The 18787-nt window shown below is 59.7% G+C and carries 17 protein-coding genes; 2 read left to right on the forward strand and 15 right to left on the reverse strand.

Features of this window, described 5'->3' with window-relative positions; genetic code table 11:
* Window positions 1–31 precede the first annotated feature (31 nt).
* Window positions 32–1462, forward strand: a complete 1431-nt coding sequence (locus CH283_RS19030) for a cutinase family protein (RefSeq protein ID WP_015586140.1) — start codon at window positions 32–34, stop codon at window positions 1460–1462.
* Between the two features lie 39 nt (window positions 1463–1501).
* Window positions 1502–2062 (forward strand): hypothetical protein, encoded by a 561-nt coding sequence (locus CH283_RS19035; RefSeq protein WP_015586139.1) that lies wholly within the window; start codon window positions 1502–1504, stop codon window positions 2060–2062.
* 48 nt (window positions 2063–2110) lie between these two features.
* On the opposite strand, the gene CH283_RS19040 is transcribed toward CH283_RS19035, so the two are convergent.
* The 15 genes from CH283_RS19040 to CH283_RS19110 all read right to left on the reverse strand — a co-directional run bounded on the left by CH283_RS19040 (window position 2111) and on the right by CH283_RS19110 (window position 18710).
* Entirely contained in the window at window positions 2111–3313 is a 1203-nt protein-coding gene (locus tag CH283_RS19040; RefSeq protein WP_032365006.1) for a phthiocerol/phthiodiolone dimycocerosyl transferase family protein, read from the reverse strand.
* A gap of 129 nt (window positions 3314–3442) precedes the next feature.
* Window positions 3443–4747, reverse strand: a complete 1305-nt coding sequence (locus CH283_RS19045) for an NtaA/DmoA family FMN-dependent monooxygenase (protein ID WP_015586137.1) — start codon at window positions 4745–4747, stop codon at window positions 3443–3445.
* 106 nt (window positions 4748–4853) lie between these two features.
* A complete protein-coding gene (locus CH283_RS19050; protein ID WP_015586136.1) occupies window positions 4854–5450 on the reverse strand; it encodes a TIGR00730 family Rossman fold protein in 597 nt (198 codons plus the stop codon).
* Window positions 5450–6766, reverse strand: a complete 1317-nt coding sequence (locus CH283_RS19055) for an FAD-binding protein (RefSeq protein ID WP_032365005.1) — start codon at window positions 6764–6766, stop codon at window positions 5450–5452. The genes CH283_RS19050 and CH283_RS19055 overlap by 1 nt, the downstream gene beginning before the upstream one ends.
* Window positions 6763–7530, reverse strand: coding sequence for an adenylate dimethylallyltransferase Fas4 (gene fas4, locus CH283_RS19060; RefSeq protein WP_015586134.1), 768 nt, complete (start codon window positions 7528–7530; stop codon window positions 6763–6765). Before fas4 ends, CH283_RS19055 begins: the two co-directional genes overlap by 4 nt.
* A gap of 28 nt (window positions 7531–7558) precedes the next feature.
* Window positions 7559–8497: a transketolase family protein gene (locus CH283_RS19065; RefSeq protein ID WP_015586133.1), complete on the reverse strand. Its 939-nt coding sequence runs from the start codon at window positions 8495–8497 to the stop codon at window positions 7559–7561.
* A 6-nt stretch (window positions 8498–8503) separates the two neighbouring features.
* A complete protein-coding gene (locus tag CH283_RS19070) occupies window positions 8504–9418 on the reverse strand; it encodes a 4Fe-4S domain-containing protein (protein WP_080730063.1) in 915 nt (304 codons plus the stop codon).
* A 13-nt stretch (window positions 9419–9431) separates the two neighbouring features.
* Window positions 9432–10631 (reverse strand): cytochrome P450, encoded by a 1200-nt coding sequence (locus tag CH283_RS19075; protein ID WP_015586131.1) that lies wholly within the window; start codon window positions 10629–10631, stop codon window positions 9432–9434.
* 95 nt (window positions 10632–10726) lie between these two features.
* Window positions 10727–11578 carry an SAM-dependent methyltransferase gene (locus CH283_RS19080; RefSeq protein ID WP_032365004.1) on the reverse strand — a complete coding sequence of 284 codons (852 nt, stop codon included), beginning with the start codon at window positions 11576–11578 and terminating at the stop codon, window positions 10727–10729.
* A gap of 39 nt (window positions 11579–11617) precedes the next feature.
* A complete protein-coding gene (locus tag CH283_RS19085) occupies window positions 11618–12469 on the reverse strand; it encodes an SAM-dependent methyltransferase (RefSeq protein ID WP_015586129.1) in 852 nt (283 codons plus the stop codon).
* Window positions 12470–13079: 610 nt separating this feature from the next.
* Window positions 13080–14126: a helix-turn-helix domain-containing protein gene (locus tag CH283_RS29060; RefSeq protein ID WP_080730062.1), complete on the reverse strand. Its 1047-nt coding sequence runs from the start codon at window positions 14124–14126 to the stop codon at window positions 13080–13082.
* 136 nt (window positions 14127–14262) lie between these two features.
* On the reverse strand, window positions 14263–15474 hold the full coding sequence (gene argJ / locus CH283_RS19095; RefSeq protein WP_306430905.1) for a bifunctional glutamate N-acetyltransferase/amino-acid acetyltransferase ArgJ: 1212 nt from the start codon (window positions 15472–15474) through the stop codon (window positions 14263–14265).
* On the reverse strand, window positions 15456–16922 hold the full coding sequence (locus tag CH283_RS19100) for a class I adenylate-forming enzyme family protein (protein WP_032365002.1): 1467 nt from the start codon (window positions 16920–16922) through the stop codon (window positions 15456–15458). The genes argJ and CH283_RS19100 overlap by 19 nt, the downstream gene beginning before the upstream one ends.
* On the reverse strand, window positions 16915–17658 hold the full coding sequence (locus tag CH283_RS19105) for a TauD/TfdA family dioxygenase (RefSeq protein ID WP_015586125.1): 744 nt from the start codon (window positions 17656–17658) through the stop codon (window positions 16915–16917). Before CH283_RS19105 ends, CH283_RS19100 begins: the two co-directional genes overlap by 8 nt.
* The gene (locus tag CH283_RS19110; RefSeq protein WP_033188359.1) at window positions 17655–18710 is read right to left on the reverse strand and encodes an asparagine synthase C-terminal domain-containing protein; all 1056 of its coding nucleotides are present in this window, start codon (window positions 18708–18710) and stop codon (window positions 17655–17657) included. The genes CH283_RS19105 and CH283_RS19110 overlap by 4 nt, the downstream gene beginning before the upstream one ends.
* Window positions 18711–18787: the final 77 nt, after the last annotated feature.

Genomic DNA, 18787 nt, shown 5'->3' on the forward strand with positions numbered 1-18787 from the left:
ACCCCGCTCTCACCTACAAAGGACGCACATCATGACCGCATCTCGTACACGCAAGAGGATCGTTGTCAGCGCAGTCGGGCTCGCCGTCGCTGCCAGCATCGTCGTCATTCCCTCCGCCATTGCCGATCCGCAAGCCGGTGCTCCGGCATGCCCGGACAACATCTTGGTGGCCATACCCGGCACCACGGAAACCAACGAGCAGGCCGATCCGAATGTGCCGGTCGGAATGCTCCGCAACGTCGTGGACCCACTCGACTCCGAGTTCTCATCCCAGGAACTGCAGACATACACAGTTCCCTACGTCGCGACGATCGTGAACGACAAGGCCCAGACCTACGGAACCAGTAAGAAGGAAGCGATCGATCGCGCATCGCAACACATCTCCGAGAAGGCAGCCGAATGCCCGAGCACCAAGTTCGGGCTGACCGGCTTCTCCCAAGGGGCCGACGCCGCGGGAGATCTAGCCAGCAAGATCGGAAACGGCGAGGGCCCGGTGAGCGCCGATCGCATCTTTGCCGTGGGCCTGATGGCCGACCCCGGCCAGAGCCCGACCGCCGGCGTTCAACTCGGAACCAAGACCACCGGCAACGGCTTCGTCGGTGCGCGACCCAAGGGATTCGGAGCTCTCAACAACGTCACCGCCAGCGTGTGCGATCCCGACGACACGTACTGCAACACCCCCGACGACGCCATCGCCACACAGTTCATCGGGCAACTCGGATCGAAGATCGACGCCACCGATCCCGCGTCTTCGGTCGCCGGAGTCGTCACCACGCTTCTCGGTCTCGACGGCCAACCCCTGACCGACACGCTCGGCAAACTGAACACCGCAGTGACCACAGGCAACATGCTCACCGTGCCGCAGCTCGCACTCGACCTCGCCGGCAACGTCTCAACACTGAGCGCAAAGGTCGCAGAAATGACCATCCCCGGGGCAGACATCGCCCCGATGGCCACCACCGTCTCGCAGCTCACCGATGCAATCCACCGCGGTGACATGTTCGCCGTTCCGGCACTGCTGGCGACCCTCACACCCCAAGTCATCAGCTTCGCGAGCCAATTCAGTTCGATGATCGGGACCGTGGTGTCCAAGCTGCCTATCAACGAGTACATCGCGATCGGCACCACCGCAGCGCGGATCTCCACCAACGCCGCGGCCCAGAACTATGTGGCTCTACCGGCCGATCTCGGCAAACTCGTGGGCCAGGTCAACAACGCGGTCCGCAAGACCCTCCGCGCACTCCCCCTCGACGAGTTCCCCCTTTTGAACCGGCTGGCCGATAATCTCACCCCAGGCCGCGTGCTCGACGAGGTGCTCAACTACGCCACCTCGCTCGCCACCGATTCGCACAACTCCTACGCGAACGAACCGATGGCCGACAACGGTCGAACCGGAGCGGACGAGCTCACCAACCTCTTCCGCACCCGCATCACCAACCCCACGGCACAGATTGCTTCGTAGCCGACCCACCTCCCTACTCGAACACAAGGAACCGTCACGATGCTGACAGAGCTGGACGACCCCGACACCGACATCGCTGTCCGCATCGACGTGCACGACGCTGGGGGTACCAAAACGTGGCACCCCCAGCGCGACGGTCATCTCCTCCTGAACGCCGATCCCGCGGCGTCGACGCACCTCGCACACACCCTCGCCGACACCCTCAGCGGCCACTCTCCGCACGTATGGATGATCACTGGCCCGTCCAGAACCCCCACGTTCTCGACCACCGCGGACACCGACCCGGACCCTGTCGACATCATGGATTCCGTTTGGCGATTCACAACCCAACGCAAAACTCTGATCGACAACGGTCAAGCCACAACCCACGACTTCACCCCCGCATACCTCGTCATCGACTCCCTCGAAGGCGTCGTAGACACCCTCCGCCTCACCTGCAACCGCAGTCTCCAACTCCTGTCCGTCCTCGCTCACCGCGGACACCGCGCCAACGTCTACCTCGCCACGATCACCGATCTCAACGCCCCACGCATCTCCGAAGCGTTGCGGAATTTCGCTGAGCCTCGTCTGCGAGACCGGGACTGTCTGAATAACGGTTGATCCGCTGACCTTGCGTGGCGCGGCCTCACGGAACCGGTGCCTGGTCAATCACGCCACGGAACGAAGGTGGGATTCGAGCGTTCTGATCCGTTCCCGGCCTCGGCCGATGTCGTAGCGGGAAGCTCCGTGCGGCAAAGCAAACTCGATGTTCAGTCGACCGCCATACCCATGGACGATGTAAACAGGAAAGGAAAACCCAGCTGGCGCGGGCCGGCAGTCCTCGAGTTTGAGTCCTGCGGGCGATCGCAATGGTGGAACCGTGCCTCCATTGGTGCAACGAACCTCGTTGGGTTCAGGCAACAGCACTGCCATCTTCGCGGCTGTCAGGGCTTCACTTTGGAGGTGGCCGGCGGCGAGATCGATGTGCAATTCCTCATTTAAACTGCGAGCCAGATCCACGATTTCTACGGACTCGGCCGTAGCCCGATAGACGGGGAAGCCGACAATATTTGTTCCCGCGGTGGAATCCACTGCAGGTGTGACGTGAGGCCTGAGGTCCACAATAAAATGGTAGGCGATGTCGGCGAGCCGAACACTTCTCAGATCTGACTCGGTCCGCATGATAGCGGCAGATACTAGGCCGTTTACCGTAACTCCATGGTGACGTCCGAAGTCGATGAGCCCGGTCGTGACTCGCCTGCTCAAACGACAACGCAGTTGGGTCATCGCACGATGTGGCTCGGTATAGCCAGCCGTCGGCGGCCTGTTTAATGCCGACTCTAATGGTTCGTCATTGCCGACATCGGGTGTGTCGATTCCTCTCTCGGAGAACAGCTTTTCCAGCGACTCGGGATAGCCATGAACAACCGCGTCAGGGGTCTTTCCTTCCACAATGTCGGTGTAGAAAGACCACAGATCGCTGAGCAAATCTACAGAATGGCGACCGTCGGCTATGCAGTGGTGGGTTAGTAAAGTCACACTCGCGCAGGCGGAATCGCCGACGACGTGTAGCCCGGAAAGGGCGCGGCCCGCACTGAGGTTCACCCCGCTCAGCGGCTGACCGGGATCCCCTGTGTGCACGCTGAGGCCGGGCAGCGGACCGGATGGTTTGACGATCATATGGTCTCCATCGATCGTCTCCACGTGCGCAGCCAACACAGGATACGAGCGTCGCAATGTCGCAAATGCCGCCGAGAGCCCCGATATGTTCAAATCGCCGCGAGCCCGCACCGAATACCCGATGAAAACTCCCAAGTCGACGTAGAGCGCCTCACTGGGAGCGAGCCCCCGAATAGAGTAATCCACAGTCACCACAAATTCCTGTCACTTAAATTGCTGTTCGATAGGGGACGTGCAGCTCGATGATCACGAGCCCGGCACCACCAGGAGCGTTTCTGATCATGGGATGGCCTCGGGAGATGGCGCGAACGAGCACCAAAACTAGAACTCACGAAGGTTGTCACGTAGATACACCGACGAATATCCCACCCGCGTTCGCCCAATTCGTTGTAAAGCTGGCACGAGGCCGTCGGTAATCTCAGCGATGAATCGGCGGGTGAGCGAGTTCGACCCGGTATAAATCAAGAATCCGTCACCGCCTACCTCGTCGACGATCTCCCCCATGCGCTCCGCTACGTGATCAGGCGTCCCCACCAGTTCGATAGACGGAGCGAGGTAATCAATGGTCAGCTCGCGCAGAGTTTTACCGCTACCGTGCTGCAGGAAGCTCTCCAGTGATGACTGCTCGCCATTGGTTGTCAAGTCTTGCGGAGGTACTTCGTCGAGCGGAAACTGAGAGAAGTCGATGTCGGTGACGAAAGACAGTTGCAAAAGAATGTTTTCGATGGCCCGGTCGCTGGTCATTCTCCGTTTATTCGCGGCCTGAGCCTCATCCATAGTGGCACCGAGTACTGGCATCGCGATGAAGAGAACCTTGATGTCGTCAGGGTCTCGACCGTGTGCCTGCGCCCGGTTACGGACATCGTCACGAAACTCCCGCATCGTCTCCACGGTGTTGACGTTGGCAACAATCGAGTCGGCGTACTTCGCGGCGAAGTCGCGGCCCTTGGGGGATCCGCCAGCTTGGACGAAAACTGGTTGCCCATTGGGTGGGTGCACCGTGTTGAGCGGACCCGCCGAACGGAAATGCTCCCCAGTGTGGTTCACTGCCCGAACAGTGCCGGGCGCAACATAAGTCCCTGACTCGCGGTCACGGACGATGTTGTCTCGATCCCAGGAATTCCATAGATCTCGGACAAGGTCGACGTACTCATGTGCTACCTCGTAGCGCTTGTCGTGCGGCAGCAGACGATCCATGCCGAAGTTGCGCGCGGCCTGATCTTGACCGGTGGTGACGATGTTCCATCCAAAGCGCCCACCAGCGATGTGGTCGACCGTAGAGACAGTGCGTGCCAGCATGTATGGGGGATAGAAGGCCGTCGACATCGTAGCGATTACGCCTATGCGGTCGGTCGCGGCCGCGATCACCGACGCCAACGGCACTGGGTCGTGTTTCGGCACCCACAGGGCGTGTTTCAGGTACGCATCGAAGGATCGCCCGTATGCATCGGGTACCGACACCGTGTCCTCGAACATCATGTAGTCGAATCCTGCGCGCTCTAGCGACTTCGCCATCTCGACATAGAATCGGCCATCCCATGGCTCTTCAGGCGGCGAGAAGTCGCCGGTGAAATCGTTAGCAAAGAAACCGACAAACCAGCCTAGGTGAAATTTTCGTACAGACATCGACGTGCCTCCAAATTTCGTATACGGACGAACTGGGTGGAACGTGAGCGATATAGAATGCACCGAGGACGGAGCAGATCTACCGGCCAGGCAGAAGTCCCACTAATTAGGGTGAGCGAATGGCCGCGATAGCCCCCTCGATGTCTTTGCAGACGATTACGCGAGACCGGGTTGCGGGGGTGATAAATCCTTCGACGGCAGCGTGCTCGATGTAGGAGAGCAAGGGGCGGTAATACTCGTTGTCGTTCAGCAGTACACAGGGTTTATTGTGAAGCCCCAGGTGTGACCACGTAAGGACCTCGAAGAACTCTTCTGCGGTTCCGACACCGCCGGGGAGGGCAATGAATGCGTCACCGAGTTCGGCCATGAGAGCTTTGCGTTGGTGCATGTCATGGACGACGTGTAGTTCTGTCAGTCCATGATGCGCAGCCTCGGGTATCGCAGTGAAGCTCTCAGGGATCACGCCAACGACGGTTCCGCCGGAGTCCAAGGCCGCGTTCGCGAGGGTGCCCATGAGGCCGACTCGGGCGCCACCATAAACGAGGCGCAGCTTCGATCTAGCAATCGCACGCCCCATCCCCTCTGCGAGCTGTCCATATTTGGTCCCGCGCCCTGGCATAGCTCCGCAGAAGACCGTGACGCTCTTGGGGGTCGGGCGGGCCTGTGCCGAGACCGTAGTCGCGGGCATTGGTCGAAGGTTCATCAGTCGAATGACATTCTGTATCCAGGGGCGAGGATCCTGTATGGGTCGAAGCGACGCTTAGCCCGTGCGATGGCCTGCCATCGCGAACCGAAGTGCGTACACCAATCTCCCGGTGACATGGGGACAGCATTGACTGCGTAGGCCACCCCGCCTACATCCCGAGCCTGTTCATAGAGCAGGCGGTTGCTGGCAATCATTCGGGCTTCGGCCCCTGGGGATGCTGTTCGAAGTACGGCCAACATGAAGAATGTGTCGCAGTGAGGAATCGGAATGAACGGTGCGGTGATCGGTGTTGTTGGAATCGGGTAAACCATGATCAGCCCGGAGTTTCCTAGGTCATCCGTCAATGAGGAGCTGGTAGTTTCGATGAACTGCTCGATCTTGTCTGCCGGGATCAGCAGGCTGGCCCATGGATGTGGATAGAACCACTCACCTGTGTGCCGAAGATCAAGCTCCTGATCCGCCATACGGTTGATAAAGTCACCATAATCTACGTCCGAGTTGTATTCGGCGCACGAATCGTATTGGAGCGATGACAACAGCGCATCGTCGTCTGGCCTTCGTGGTGGGGTGAAGTACTTGGCTAGGTCCAGTCGATAACGTAAGTGGCCGTCGGCATCGACACGAATTCGTCCTTGTACATGGTCGAATAGTCTGTTGGACATGGCGCGGAGTTGGTCGCCAAGGAATACGCCGAGGTTGGAATACTGCAATTTGTACTGTCGAACCGACTCGTGAGCAGCGGTCAGACGGATTGTCGCGTTGACGATTACGCCGAATTGACCGAGGCCGCCGCGCACGGCGTCGAAAAGTTCACTGTTCGATACGGCGGAGCATTCCCGAAAATCTCCCGATCCGGTAACTACAGCAAGAGAGTCCACGTTGTCGGTTTGCAAGCCAAAGCCGTGACTCGATCCCCCGAAGCCGCCGACCGAAAGCGTTCCGCCGACGGTGGTCCCGAGATAGTCGGTGAGTACCGGAGGGGTTTGCTGGCGGCTGAGCGTGGCAGCGACCACGTCGCTCCATCGCACACCCGCATCGATCGTGGCCTGCCCCGATCGAACGTCGTGGACGGTGTTGAACCTTTTCATGTCCAGCACGACTCCGCCATCTGCCTGGCATTGCCCGTAAGTCGAGTGTCCGGATCCGCGCACCGCGAGCGATAGGTTCCGCGCCGCGGTGTAGCGCAGGGCTTCCTGCACGTCGGCCACGGTCCGTGGCACGACAACGACGGACGGTTTCGCATGGATGCAGTTTCCGAAATCAGCCCCGGCGGATGTCAGGTGCACGTCGTCGGTGTGCCAGATCCCGCTCATCTGGCGGTCACACCTGGGGCACCGAAGGTTCTTAAAAATATTTCCTGCTGAAGGACGCCGTGCTCGACATACCGGCCACCCATTGATGCCGCCAGTTCGTCGAGCACCTCCGTGGTGAGGTCTCGGTTGGCCAACTCCTCTGGTGTTACGGAATGCGTGGCGCACCAGTCGAGTACACAGTCCAGACCCGCAACCGAGGCTATGAAGTTGTGCTGATCGCCTAGAACCCACGCTTCCGCCAGTTCGGTGAGTAAATTCCTGCCCGTTGAATCTCCCCGTAACATTTGTCGTGCCCTTGCGCACTGCTGGGCAAAGTAGTGTTGCCTATCAGGAATAGGCATAACATTCACGACAGCTGGGAACGGTAGGTTGGATATCGTTTGCGCGAATCGAAGAATGAGCGATATCGAACCGCCCTCCATTACCACCGCTTCGCCGCGATCAACGTACGAGGTCAGTACTTTTATCAGCCGGTCAAAGGCCTCGTCCGGATCGAAGTTGCCCTGATGTATGGTCCGGTTGTCGAGCCAAACGCGGTTGAGCCCTTCCACTTTCGCGTCGAACGCTCGACCACTGGTGACCAGGAGATCGGAGTAACACTGGATACGGTCGGCAACAACAATCGGAGCCGAGTGACTCAATGCCAACTTGCTCGCTTCGGCGCTCTTTCCAATTCCGGTGGCACCGACGATTGCGTATACGCCGGGTTCCCATCGCACCCGATCAAACCTTGCTTGCGTCTGTGCCATGGTTGATTCCTTCATCCCGATTCCTTTCTCTCGCGGGTCGTGCTCAGCCGAGGAAGGAATTGATCGAATTACTCAGGGAACGGGCGTCAAGTCCGTGAATGTGGTCGTGGTCGTCGGGGGTTCCGTAGTGGCGATCTTCCATCTCACGTCGAACGCCCAGGGAGAGCAGCCGATGGGGATGGCTGACGAGACTGGACGAGACTTGGTGCGCCGAGGTGCCTGCCAGATAGGGCTCGACCAACACGACGTTCGGACGGTTCACGGCTTGCACCGCGGCACACAGGCCCGTGGCGTCGAAGGGGCGAATCGTCGCCGCGTAGAGGATGGTTACGTCGAGCATGGAGGTTGCCGACAGCACCGCATCTAAACAGGGCCCGACTGCGAGGACGACTCCGCGGGTGCCGTACTTGATAGGTGTGAACGATGTCCCTCGGACCGCATGGGGGTAACGGTTGACCTGACTCGACAGCCGTAGGTAGACCCGTCCATCGCCTGGTAGCGATTCGAGGAGAAGATCGGCGGCCTCCTGTGGATGGCCTGGCACGTGAACTGTCCAGTTGGGCATCGAATCGATGACGGTGATATCGCCCGGGGTGAAATGGGAGAAGGCGAACTCCGACAAGTCGTAGGAGGCTCCCCAACTGACCAGGACTGCGCCGACATCTTGCTGGGCGAAGTTCAGCTTTATTTGTTCAAGAGGCCGCTCGACGAGAAAGGCGGCGACTGTGTGTACCACGGGTCGCATGCCACACATGGCGAGCCCGCCGGCTACCCCCATCATCAGCTGTTCCCTGATCCCTACGTTGATCACGCGGTTGGGATCTGCGATCGCGGCCGCTTTGAAGAGGTGGGCTCCGATGTCGGCCAGCACAACTACGGCGCGGGGGTCTGTTTCCAATGCACCAGACATGGTCGTTCCGAATGCGGTCCACATGTCAGTGTGGTTGAAGGACTTTGGTTCTTGCGTGTCTGCGGAATTCATGGCGATTCATCTCTGCTGAATGGACGAACGGGCCGATTGCCGAGTCACGGTGGCGACCACCGCGAGCGGTCTGTCGTTGTGATCTCGATTCAGTGCCGCAGCGATCTCCTCATGGTCAGCACCGTTGATGTTGATTGTGTCCCAACCCTCACCGTCGAACCGTTTATCGATTCCATGCGGCCAACCCATACTTGCCGTGCCGTTGTCCAGGACGATGACCGTCAGTTGGTTCAAGCGCGCGCGTCCTGCAAAAGCCATCGCCTCGTGGTTGCTGCCCTCATCGAACTCTCCATCGCCGATGAGCACGAAGACTCTCGGTGCGTGACGATTTTGTATACGGAGTCCCATCGCGACGCCCACTGCGAGCGGCAAGCCATGGCCGAGCGAGCCACCCGACATTTCTACACCCGAGATTTTGGTTCGATCCGGCGCGAAGCCGAGTGGTGAGTTCTTTGTCGCCCAGGTATCGAGGAGCTCTGGTCGGAGGAACCCTTTGGCCGCAAGTACCGCGTAGTAGGCCATCGGGCCGTGACCTTTGGACAGCAAGAAGCGGTCCCTGTCGTCGTCGTCGGGGCTCTCGGGGGATACGTTGAGGATTTCGTCGTAGAGTACCCACAGCACGTCCATCGTCGATGAGGATGAGAACGAGTGCCTTTCGTCTCCCCGCATACGGGAGATCAGAGCAGGCAGATCGTCATAGCTGAATTCGGTTGGCTCTTGTCGCATCGCATTCTCTTCGAAGCGGATAGCAGTAGCTGGGCAGGAACGTGCAGCCGCGCGTACCAGCGAATGGTTGTCTGGGGAAGGTTTGTCCACGAGCAATGTGACTGTGCCGTCGTTACTCTGCTCGAAGACCTCGGGCGCGACGAGCACGCACTGACCGGAGCCGAAACACCTCCGCTCGTTCACGACGACTTTCATGACCGCTCGCTTCTCACCACGTCAGCTGTAGTTCTTCGAGGCCGAGAACAATGCTGGCGGAGCGGAGCCGAACGTCGTGCGAGGGTGAGAGGGCTAGGTCGGGAAAGCGCCTCAGTACCGCCGGCACGGCCGTGCGCAGGGTCATCCGAGCGAGTGAATGCCCAAGACAGAAATGGACGCCATGCCCGAAGGCGAGGTGACCGGCTACTCCCCTGGTGATATCGAGGTCGTCGGGTCTGTCCGTCAGATTGCTGTCGCGATTAGCGGCCAATAGGGACGGGATGACGAAAGATCCTGCCGGAATGGTCACCCCGGCGATTTGCACCTCGGTTACTGCCATGCGCGGTGGCTGCGAATGGGCGACCGACAACCACCGCAATAATTCCTCAATTCCGGAATTGACGCAGTTCGGGTCCTCGATCATCATGGCGGCTTGTTCCGGGTGATGCAAAAGGGCCAGTACACTGAGGCCGATCATGCTTGCTGTGGTCTCGTGTCCACCGAGCATGATCAGACTGATGATGCTGATAAGTTCGTCGGTGCTGAGGTTGTCGCCAATCTTGCGCGCCAGAATTCCCAACAAGTCGTCACCGGGTTGTTCCTGCGCACGGGTAACCAGGGTGGCCATGTATCGACGGTCTTCTCGCTGGGCAACCGCTCGTTGTTCTGCAGATGCCGACAGATCCAGGAGGCGTGCTGTTCGATCTCGCAATTCGTCGCGATCGGCATAGGGCACTCCCAACAGCTCACACAGTACGAGCAAAGAGACTGGTAGCGCGTAACGGTCCATAAGGTCGGCGGGTTGCCCGGCTTGCTCGAGACCATCCAATGCACTGTCCACTATCTCTGCGATGCGCGGCTGCAGGCGACTGAGCCGGTGCACTGAGAACTCCGCAGCAAGGATATGACGCAAGCGGGTGTGGTCGGGGGGATCGAGTCCGATGAGGTTACCGGCGCGCATGGCGGCTAGTTCATCTTCAATCACATCGCCGCCGCTGGGTATTGCGAACATTGGCGTGTGGGCGTTGCTGAACCGGTTTGAGTCTGCGAAGATTCGCCGGACGTCTTCGTAACGGCAGACGAGAAAAGCCGGGGCCCCGTAGAGTTCTCCTACTGGGATAACACCGTCGCGGTCACGGACCTGGGCGAGCTCTTCGGTCGGGTTCAGGCCGTTGCGTCGCATTTCTAAAGGTAAATCAGCCGTTCCGGCCATACCGGAATCCCTTCGATTGTTTGTAGAAGGACGAAGTGGCGCGCCGATGCCGAGGATCGCTGGCGCGTGGATAACTCGGATATCTCAGGCCACCGCTACAGACGCTCGCACGCGATAACCAAGTAGTCGATGCTGCGTTCGCGGAAGCCCTGGAGGAATGGTTCCTCGACACCTGTGCGCAACGCTGCCTGGTTGCGCAGGTCCCAGTACGGGATGGCTTCGTCGGTGTATCGCTGAACGTGATACGGCACCAGACCATTTGCTGCCAGAGTTTGGAAATAAGTACTGCGGGTGTGCATAGCGCACTGATATTCTTCGTCGATCAACCGTGATGCCTCGGAACGCTCAGCAACTACGTCGTTGCGGCACCAGGTGACTGCGACATAGCGGCCGCCGGGGCGCAGCAACCGGGCGAACTCGGTGAACGCCTCCCCTAGGTCGACACACATCGTGGTTTCGTTGGAGACGATGTAATCGAAGGTGTTGTCCTCGAAGGGGGCCTGAACCATGTTTGCGAAGTGGAATTGCACACGGTCCGAGCTCCCGCGTTCACGGGCCAACTTCTCTGCGAACTCGACATGGTGAGCGCAGTAGTTCACCCCGTCTACCCGGCAGCCGAATCGATCAGCGATTGTGAAGGTCGTTCCGCCTCGCCCCGATCCCGCGTCCATGACACGAGAGCTCGGTGAGACCTCCCCTAATGCATCGACGATAAGGTTGATTTCCAGCGACTCCATCCGGTGAAGTTCGCGCAGGATCAGTGACTCCCGCAGCTCCGCAGGTGCAGCGAGTACAGAGTGATCGTAGTCACCGATTCCGTAGTGGTGGTGGTACAAGCCGTCTTCAGTGCCCAGCAGCAGGTTGATATCGTCGGATTTTTTGGCATCCCAGTAGCGGCGCTGCTGTACGTCATGCTGGCCGAGGACTGCCACGTCGAGGTTCGGCATTTCAGGCTCCTTCAAGTTTGTGGTTTCCGGGTGGATGTCTCAGATGCGTTCGGCCGCAATCACTAGGTAGTTCAGTGAACCGTCGCTGTAGCCGCTGAGGAACGCATCCTCAACGCCGGTGCGGAGTTTGCTGTTGTTGCGTAGCTCCCAGTACGGCATAGCTTCGTGTGTGTACTGAGCCACGCGGTACGGAATCAGGCCGTTTGCCGCGAAGGCCTTGAAGTAAGTGCTTCGGCGGTGCATTCGGCATACGTAATGTTCATCGATCTGCCTTGTCGCGTCCGAGCGTGGGTCGACTGCGTCGTTGCGGCACCAGGTGGTCATTACGTAGCGACCGCCCCGTCGCAGTAGGCGGGAGAACTCGGCCATTGCTTCGTACGCGTCGGCGTACATCGTCGTCTCGTTTGAGACCACGAAATCGAAAGTGTGATCAGGAAATGGTGCCTGCAGCATGTTCCCGAGGTGGAATTGAACGCGGCTATCCCAACCGCGTTTGCGTGCGATCTGCTCGGCGAACGCGACGTGATGTTCGCAAAAATTGACGCCGTCGATTCGGCTCTCCGTCGCTCCAGCGAGACGAAAAGATGTTCCCCCGCGACCTGACCCGGCATCCATGCCGCGAGAGTTGGGCGGCAAAGGACCGAGGGCGTCGAGGATCAGTCCGACTTGATCATTCTCCATTCGATGCAACTCTCGCAAAATCGCGTTCTCTCGCTCCTCACCTACGGAATCCAGAATAGAGCGGTCGAAATCGCCAATCGCGTAGTGATGGTGGTAAAGATCATCATCAGCGCCCAGTAGGAGATTGATGTCATCGGTTGTTTTAGCGTCCCAGTGAGCTTTCAACTCACGTTCATAGCTATCGCGCGCATATTGATCTGCCGAGATCATCACAGTCTCCTTCTTCGGTTCTCCCCATCATTTCTGTATCTCAAGTCGACATGTCGAATGAACCATTGCGACCTGCAAGGTCGGCGACTTGATGATGTCTTCGACGCTACTTATCGAAATTAATTGCGGAAATACCTCCACAGCTCTTCGTCGCGAAGCGACAAAACTTTGGCACCGTGCGACAAGTGGGGTCGAAGTCCCCTACGGGGTCCAGTGCAGGTAGGCACCCATCTGCGCCGGCCGTGAGGAGACCATGGAAGCCGCAACCGGCCAACGATCAAGTCCTCGGAGTCGGGCCCTCCAAAGTCGACAACGACTACAGCCACGTCTACCGCGAGAACCCGCAGATCAATCGTCTTATGCCGTGAAGGCGATGCCCCGATCGGCGCGAGTGCGCGCGGACGTGACGGAGTTGCGTGGTAGCTACCGTGGACGGATAGCCGGACCGTCACTACCTCGAGCAAGGTCAAGAATTTTGTCTTGATGAATCCGTCACCCGGTCGTGTACTTGTTGCCCAGCGAGTTCGATCACGTCGACGCGGCGCGCCGGTACGAGAACCTTCGTTCCGGTCTTGACCACTCGGAATTGATCGGTGGATGTGTTCTCGAATTAGCTGGGTTCCGCGTAAAACCTTCTGAATTCCGAAGGCGAGCAACCCTTCAACTCGCGAAATAGCCGAGAAAGTCTCGACTGGTCACTAAGCCCCCACCGCGCACTGATGTCGCCTATCGGTATCTGTTGTAAGCTTGGGTCGATCAAATCGGCAGCGCACCTTTCAATGCGCTCATATGCTATATAAGCGGACAGAGTTCGCTCCTCTCGCTCGAAAGCGCGATGCAGCTGACGAACCGATACATGTAGTTTGCGCGCGAGTAGGTCGGGATTGAGCGTGGGATCAGAAAGATTCTTCTCGATCATCAAGCGCGCCGTCGCTACGAGGCCGGATTGCTGGTCAGGCGGTGCGTGGCCATGGGGCGGGTGCATTCCTTCCCACGCCAGTAATCGAACGGCTGAGATGACATTATGAGCCGTGAACGTGTTCAGCATTCCAATTTCTCTCGAAGTAGAATGTAAAGTATCTGAGAGTATTTTCCCCGTACCTTCAGCGTTTGGCACAACGCGAAGACCTCGACCCGAGGCGGCGTCGAAGTCTTCTCTTGAGCCCACCCTCTGCCGTAACGTGACTACCGCTAAACAGCTGGCACGGGTTACAGTCATTGTATAACTGTAATCGCTATAGTATAGGCCAATGCCTCCACTCTTCAGCGATATTTGGACGCCGTTCTGCGACAGAATTACTTCGCCCGATAAGACGTATTGAATCCTCACGGAGAATCGTGGATCGGCTTCGAGATCAACCTGTCGACGAGTAATTTCTCCTGGTCCGCACCGAATCGACGCTAAGCTGTCCCCATCGACTATTCGCGCAGTGAGTCGTGTCATACACTGTCGTTCAGGCGCGTGACACGCGGTTCCGTACACGGTGTACAGCTCGTGACTACGCTCTTCGCTAGATGCGTGGTCGGAAGTTTTGATCAGAGTTGTGGCATTGCGGTCGTTATGGGCATTGTCTCGGAACCTTTTTGAAGGTTCTCTATCGGTTGCAGCCATTTTCGCCCCCCGGCGCGAATCGTGTTCGGTCTTTAATTTGCTCATGTCCAGAGTCCGGCAGAACCGGCAACATCAACGGCCACAGGCGACGTGCTGTAACGGCTTCGACAGGTCGAGGCGTCGAGGCCGGATGCCCACTCCACGTTACTGCGGCCTGTTGGTGAAGTGATTGGAGTGATCTCTATGTGGTGTAGTCCGCGTTTATTCGAATGTATTCATCGGTGAGGTCGCAACCGAACACTCTCCAGGTGTCGGTGCCGATTCCGAGGTCTACGTTGATCTCGACGGTGGCAGTTGCAAGGTGTTCACGAACCACCTCGACGGTGTCGTGCTGGTCGAGTGACGAGCTCGGATACACATCGATGTCCGCGAATGCGACTCGGATTCTGTCGGGTTCTATGTCCACCTCGTTGCTACATTTTCCGATAGCCATGAGAACTCGACCCCAGTTGGGGTCTTCACCGTGGATCATCGTCTTGACCAAGGGAGAGTTGATGATCGACTTCCCGACCACGCGCGCTTGGCGCTCGCTCGATGCACCCGAGACCGTAGTGACGATCAGCTTGGTCGCACCTTCGCCGTCGCTGGCAATCATTTTCACCAGATCCGTGCACACTTCCTCGAGAGCCTGCTCGAACTCGGTATCGGGTACCGGGCCGGCGGCACCATTGGCGAAGACCGCCGCTGTGTCGCTGGTGGAGGTGTCGGTGTCGATCGAGACCGAGTTGTAGGTGCGGTCGACAACGTCACGAAAGATTCGGTTGAGCGTGTCCTGGGGGACGTCGGCGTCGGTGAAGACAAACGACAGCATGGTCGCCATGTCCGGTTCTATCATCCCGACGCCCTTCGCGATTCCAACGATGGTGCTGGTGCCGACGGCTCGTTCGGAGACCTTGGCGCGGGTGTCGGTGGTCATGATCGCTCGGGCCACCGCGTGCGCGTCGAGTGGTGTTCCCTGGCCGAGCCCGTCGAGTCCGGCGCGGATGGTGTCCATCGGATATTGCACTCCGATGACTCCGGTGGAGGCCATTATCAGGGCATCGGGTTCGATTCCTACGGTTCGTGCGACGGATGCGCGTATCTCGCTGGCGTTGCGGAGCCCTTCCGCGCCGGTCGCGACGTTGGCGTTCTTCGCCAACACGAGGACCCCGCGCGGACTGGTCTGCTCGATCGAGGTCTTGCTCAAGGTGACGCAGGGGCCCGCGAACAGTGACTTCGTGAAAACGACCGACGAGGTGCACGGCCTGTCGGAGATGACCATGGAGAAGTCGTCTTTACCTTCGTCTGCCAGTCCTAAATGGGTTGTCCAGCAGTGAAACCCTTGTGGGGACGCGGCGCTCATGTCTGCCCTTTCTGATCCGTGTGATGTCGAACTCAGGACGCTCTGCACCATGCCAGCAATGCGCGCCGGTCGGGCTTGCCGACAGACGTTTTCGGCCAGTCGGACATCAGAGTGATCTTTCCGATGAGACCGCAGCTGTTCATCACTTCGGTGACGCGAAGGTGGATTCGTCCGAGGTCTGCCCCGGTGGGTGCCAGGCGGCACAGTACTGTCGTCGGTGTGTCTGCTCCTGTGGCCGTTGGGGCGAAGACGACGACCTCGTCGACCTCGTCGAGTGCGGTGATCTCGTCGACCAGGACGCCTGCCGAACAGAGTTGACCGTGGTTGTTTGTCCATACGTCATCGATGCGGCCCAGGACGTTGATGGCACCGTTGTCGTGGACCATCACCGCGTCCCCGCTTCGATACCAGCCGTCCGTGAATGCGCTCTGTGTACGGTCCGGGTGTCCCCAGTAGCCTTCGGCTCGGTGCGCTCGGCGGAATTCGGGCTCGCCCACTCGATAGGTATCTGCGTCGATTCCGTGGATGGGGCGCACTCGCATCTCCACCCCGGGTAGGGGCCGCAGTTCGGCCGCGCTCTGCAACTGTGGCCGCAGATCTGCGCACATGATGCCGCACTCGGTGGCCCCGTAGAGCCTGCGTAGGTGGACCCCGCACCGCTGGTGGATCAGTCGCGCAGTGGTCGGCGTCAGGAGAGCCCCGCCCGTCAGTGCGGTGGTCAGGTGTTCACCCATTCGCTCCGATGCCGCCGGTGACGCTGCGATCGCGTCGTAGTGCGAGGGAAGGGCGCTCATATAGGTACCGTTCCAGTCGCAAATCGCTCTCGCGTGGGCAGAGGCCGGGAGACCGGCGTCGAGGTGCACCGTGGGTGCTCCCGAGAGCAAGCCCGCGAGAACGTGAACGTCCATCCCGTGCGCGAAATCGAGGGGGTGGATGTTGATGATCACATCGTCGGCTGTCAGACCGAGCTGCTGGCACCAGTCGGTGCGGTCGGCGAACAGCGATTCCTCGGTCCAGTACACCCATTTCGGCTCACCACTCGATCCGGATGTTTCGAGGATTCTTCCTCGCACGGTGTCGTGCTCGGTCACGTCGCATTGACGCGTTGGGTTGCAGTATCGGAGCTTTCGGGTTGCTGCATCGAACACGGAGGCCAGTTCGGGCAGGTCGGGGTCGATGTCGTGGTCGGTAATGGCGTGCCAGCGGCGGCCCAGTGCGCTCAGTCGGTCCCATGCTGGATGCCGCGTCCGGCTCGCCAGGTGCACGCCGCCGGCGGCCATCGTTCCCAGTAGTGCTGCAACGAAGTCTGCGGCCCCGGGGTGATGATCGACGACGACCACGTCGCCTTCGTCGATCACCGGTGCCAGTGCATCACGCCATGCCATCGCCGCGGCCGACAGCTCCCCGAACGTCGTATGGCGTCGTCCCTGGTGAAGTGCGTCCTGATCCTGTTGGGGCATGCTGTTCAGTGCGGCGAGGAACCCTCGCGCGTCAGACATTGATCTGTCCTCGGAACAAGTGTCTGACGCTGCCCGGTTCGATCGTTGTCCGCCCGTGCAGAACCTGTTCGTTGTCGAGGACGAGAAGATCACCCGGGGCCCAGTCGTGCGAGTAGAAGCTGGTACTGCCCCGCAGGTAGGAGTCGAGCCGTGCGAAGACGGCCCGGCTGTCTTCTTCGGTCGAGCCCGCCAGACGGACCGACCATCCTGCGGGGGTGGTCCGTTCCTCGGTGAACGGGAGTGCCACGTTCAACCGCGTTGTCCCCGTTGCTGATCGCACTGCAGGTGGAATCGACAGCCAGCGGTGCGCGACGTCGGGAAAGTGGGATTGGTCGGTGACGTAGTACTCCCAATCCACGTCGGTCACCGTGCTCAGGTCCGGTGGGAGTGTTGCATCGAGTAGATCCGATTGCAGACAGAGTTCTGTGCGTCCGGATCCTGTGGGCTGATCGACTGCATTGCAATACAGCGCAATGTATTTGGGACAGGTCCCGACAAGTGTGCCGTCGGTGTGCAGAGGCAGGGCACTGCGCCCGGTGACGACGCGGTCCGGTAGCGGGCTTGCGTCGAGATCGAGCAGACCTGCGCTTCCGGTGCCGAACCGATGTGTGGCGAGAGTCCCGAGCCCCTGCACGAAGACCTCGAAGTCGCTTCTGCCGAAGTCGACGTCGCCGACCAGAGCGAATCCATCCCGGGTGGCCACTGCCGCGAGATCTCCGGGATCGGTGGCCGTCACCGCTGCTCACCGCCGACCGCAACATCGTGGTTTCCCAGAGGGACCTCATCGAGGGTCTGTGCCCGGATTTGGGCACAGACGGCAGCCAGTTGTTCTCCGAGCGCGCCGTCCAACCCTGCTGACAAACCCGCCCCTTGGTGGATTGCGACTTTTCTCCCGAACGCAGTCTCACGGGGCAGTTGGTAGGCCGCGAGCTCGCGGAGGTAGTACTTTTCGATGCCGTCGACGGTCTTCAGCTGAGCGGGGACACTCTGTTGAAGGTGCAGTAGAGCAGGACTCCAGTACGGGTGGTACATGCGCGGCCCTGGGGTGAATTGGCCGGTCACCATCATTCCTGATGCGCTGGCGTCGTCGATACGTTCGTTCAGATCGCCGGCGACTGCGCCCATACCGAAATCGCTTCCGGCGTTGAGCAGATCGCTGCCGAGTCCGGTCACGAGGTCGGCACCACATGCTCGCGCCAACTCGAAGGCCACTGTCACCAGCAGATGCACGGTGATGACTTCTGCATCATCGGATTGAGTGTGCTGCATGCACGGGTAGATCGCCGCTGTCGATTCCTGTGCGGTGACGTCGATGACGTCGAGCGGCAGACCGACGTGGCGCGCTGTTCGAGAGGCACCGTCGATTTCGTCACCCCAGGGTGTGCGGAGGGTCAGTGCACGGACGTCGGCACCGGCCCTCCACAAGTAGGAGGCGAGGAGTCCGGAGTCGACACCACCGGAGAGCAGTAAGCGAATGGGACGACCCGACGATGCGATTTCCGTTGCTGCAGTGCGTAATCCATGGTCGAGCCACCCCATGGCCTGTTCGAGCGAACACCCTGGGACACCGCCCGACGGCGACGATCGGGGGACAGCGCGGTGCACCGACAACTCTCCGTCGGCGGAGCAGACCAGAGTCGTCCCGGGGCGAAGTGCCGTGGTGGTTCCTGCGCGGTGACCGACACTCGCGGCGGTCGCCGCGAATTGCGCTCCCACCGCCCATGTCCGTGCATCATCGGTGCGGGAGAGAAAGACTCGGCATTCGCCGTGCAGCGGCGTCGTGATCATGACTGTTCCGTCGTTGCGGTTCAGAACGGGGCCGGTATGTCCGCCAACACGGCGGATGCGGCCGCTGTGCGAAAAGA

This window comes from Rhodococcus sp. 05-2254-2 (assembly GCF_002259095.1).
Classification (GTDB): Bacteria; Actinomycetota; Actinomycetes; order Mycobacteriales; family Mycobacteriaceae; genus Rhodococcoides.

Coding starts and splice junctions, on each gene's coding strand:
- CH283_RS19030 (WP_015586140.1), top strand. CDS start 32: ATGACCGCATCTCGTACACGCAAGAGGATCGTTGTCAGCGCAGTCGGG.
- CH283_RS19035 (WP_015586139.1), top strand. CDS start 1,502: ATGCTGACAGAGCTGGACGACCCCGACACCGACATCGCTGTCCGCATC.
- CH283_RS19045 (WP_015586137.1), bottom strand. CDS start 4,747: ATGTCTGTACGAAAATTTCACCTAGGCTGGTTTGTCGGTTTCTTTGCT.
- CH283_RS19050 (WP_015586136.1), bottom strand. CDS start 5,450: ATGAACCTTCGACCAATGCCCGCGACTACGGTCTCGGCACAGGCCCGC.
- CH283_RS19055 (WP_032365005.1), bottom strand. CDS start 6,766: ATGAGCGGGATCTGGCACACCGACGACGTGCACCTGACATCCGCCGGG.
- fas4 (WP_015586134.1), bottom strand. CDS start 7,530: ATGAAGGAATCAACCATGGCACAGACGCAAGCAAGGTTTGATCGGGTG.
- CH283_RS19065 (WP_015586133.1), bottom strand. CDS start 8,497: ATGAATTCCGCAGACACGCAAGAACCAAAGTCCTTCAACCACACTGAC.
- CH283_RS19070 (WP_080730063.1), bottom strand. CDS start 9,418: ATGAAAGTCGTCGTGAACGAGCGGAGGTGTTTCGGCTCCGGTCAGTGC.
- CH283_RS19075 (WP_015586131.1), bottom strand. CDS start 10,631: ATGGCCGGAACGGCTGATTTACCTTTAGAAATGCGACGCAACGGCCTG.
- CH283_RS19080 (WP_032365004.1), bottom strand. CDS start 11,578: ATGCCGAACCTCGACGTGGCAGTCCTCGGCCAGCATGACGTACAGCAG.
- CH283_RS19085 (WP_015586129.1), bottom strand. CDS start 12,469: ATGATCTCGGCAGATCAATATGCGCGCGATAGCTATGAACGTGAGTTG.
- CH283_RS29060 (WP_080730062.1), bottom strand. CDS start 14,126: ATGAGCAAATTAAAGACCGAACACGATTCGCGCCGGGGGGCGAAAATG.
- argJ (WP_306430905.1), bottom strand. CDS start 15,474: ATGGTGCAGAGCGTCCTGAGTTCGACATCACACGGATCAGAAAGGGCA.
- CH283_RS19100 (WP_032365002.1), bottom strand. CDS start 16,922: ATGTCTGACGCGCGAGGGTTCCTCGCCGCACTGAACAGCATGCCCCAA.
- CH283_RS19110 (WP_033188359.1), bottom strand. CDS start 18,710: ATGATCACGACGCCGCTGCACGGCGAATGCCGAGTCTTTCTCTCCCGC.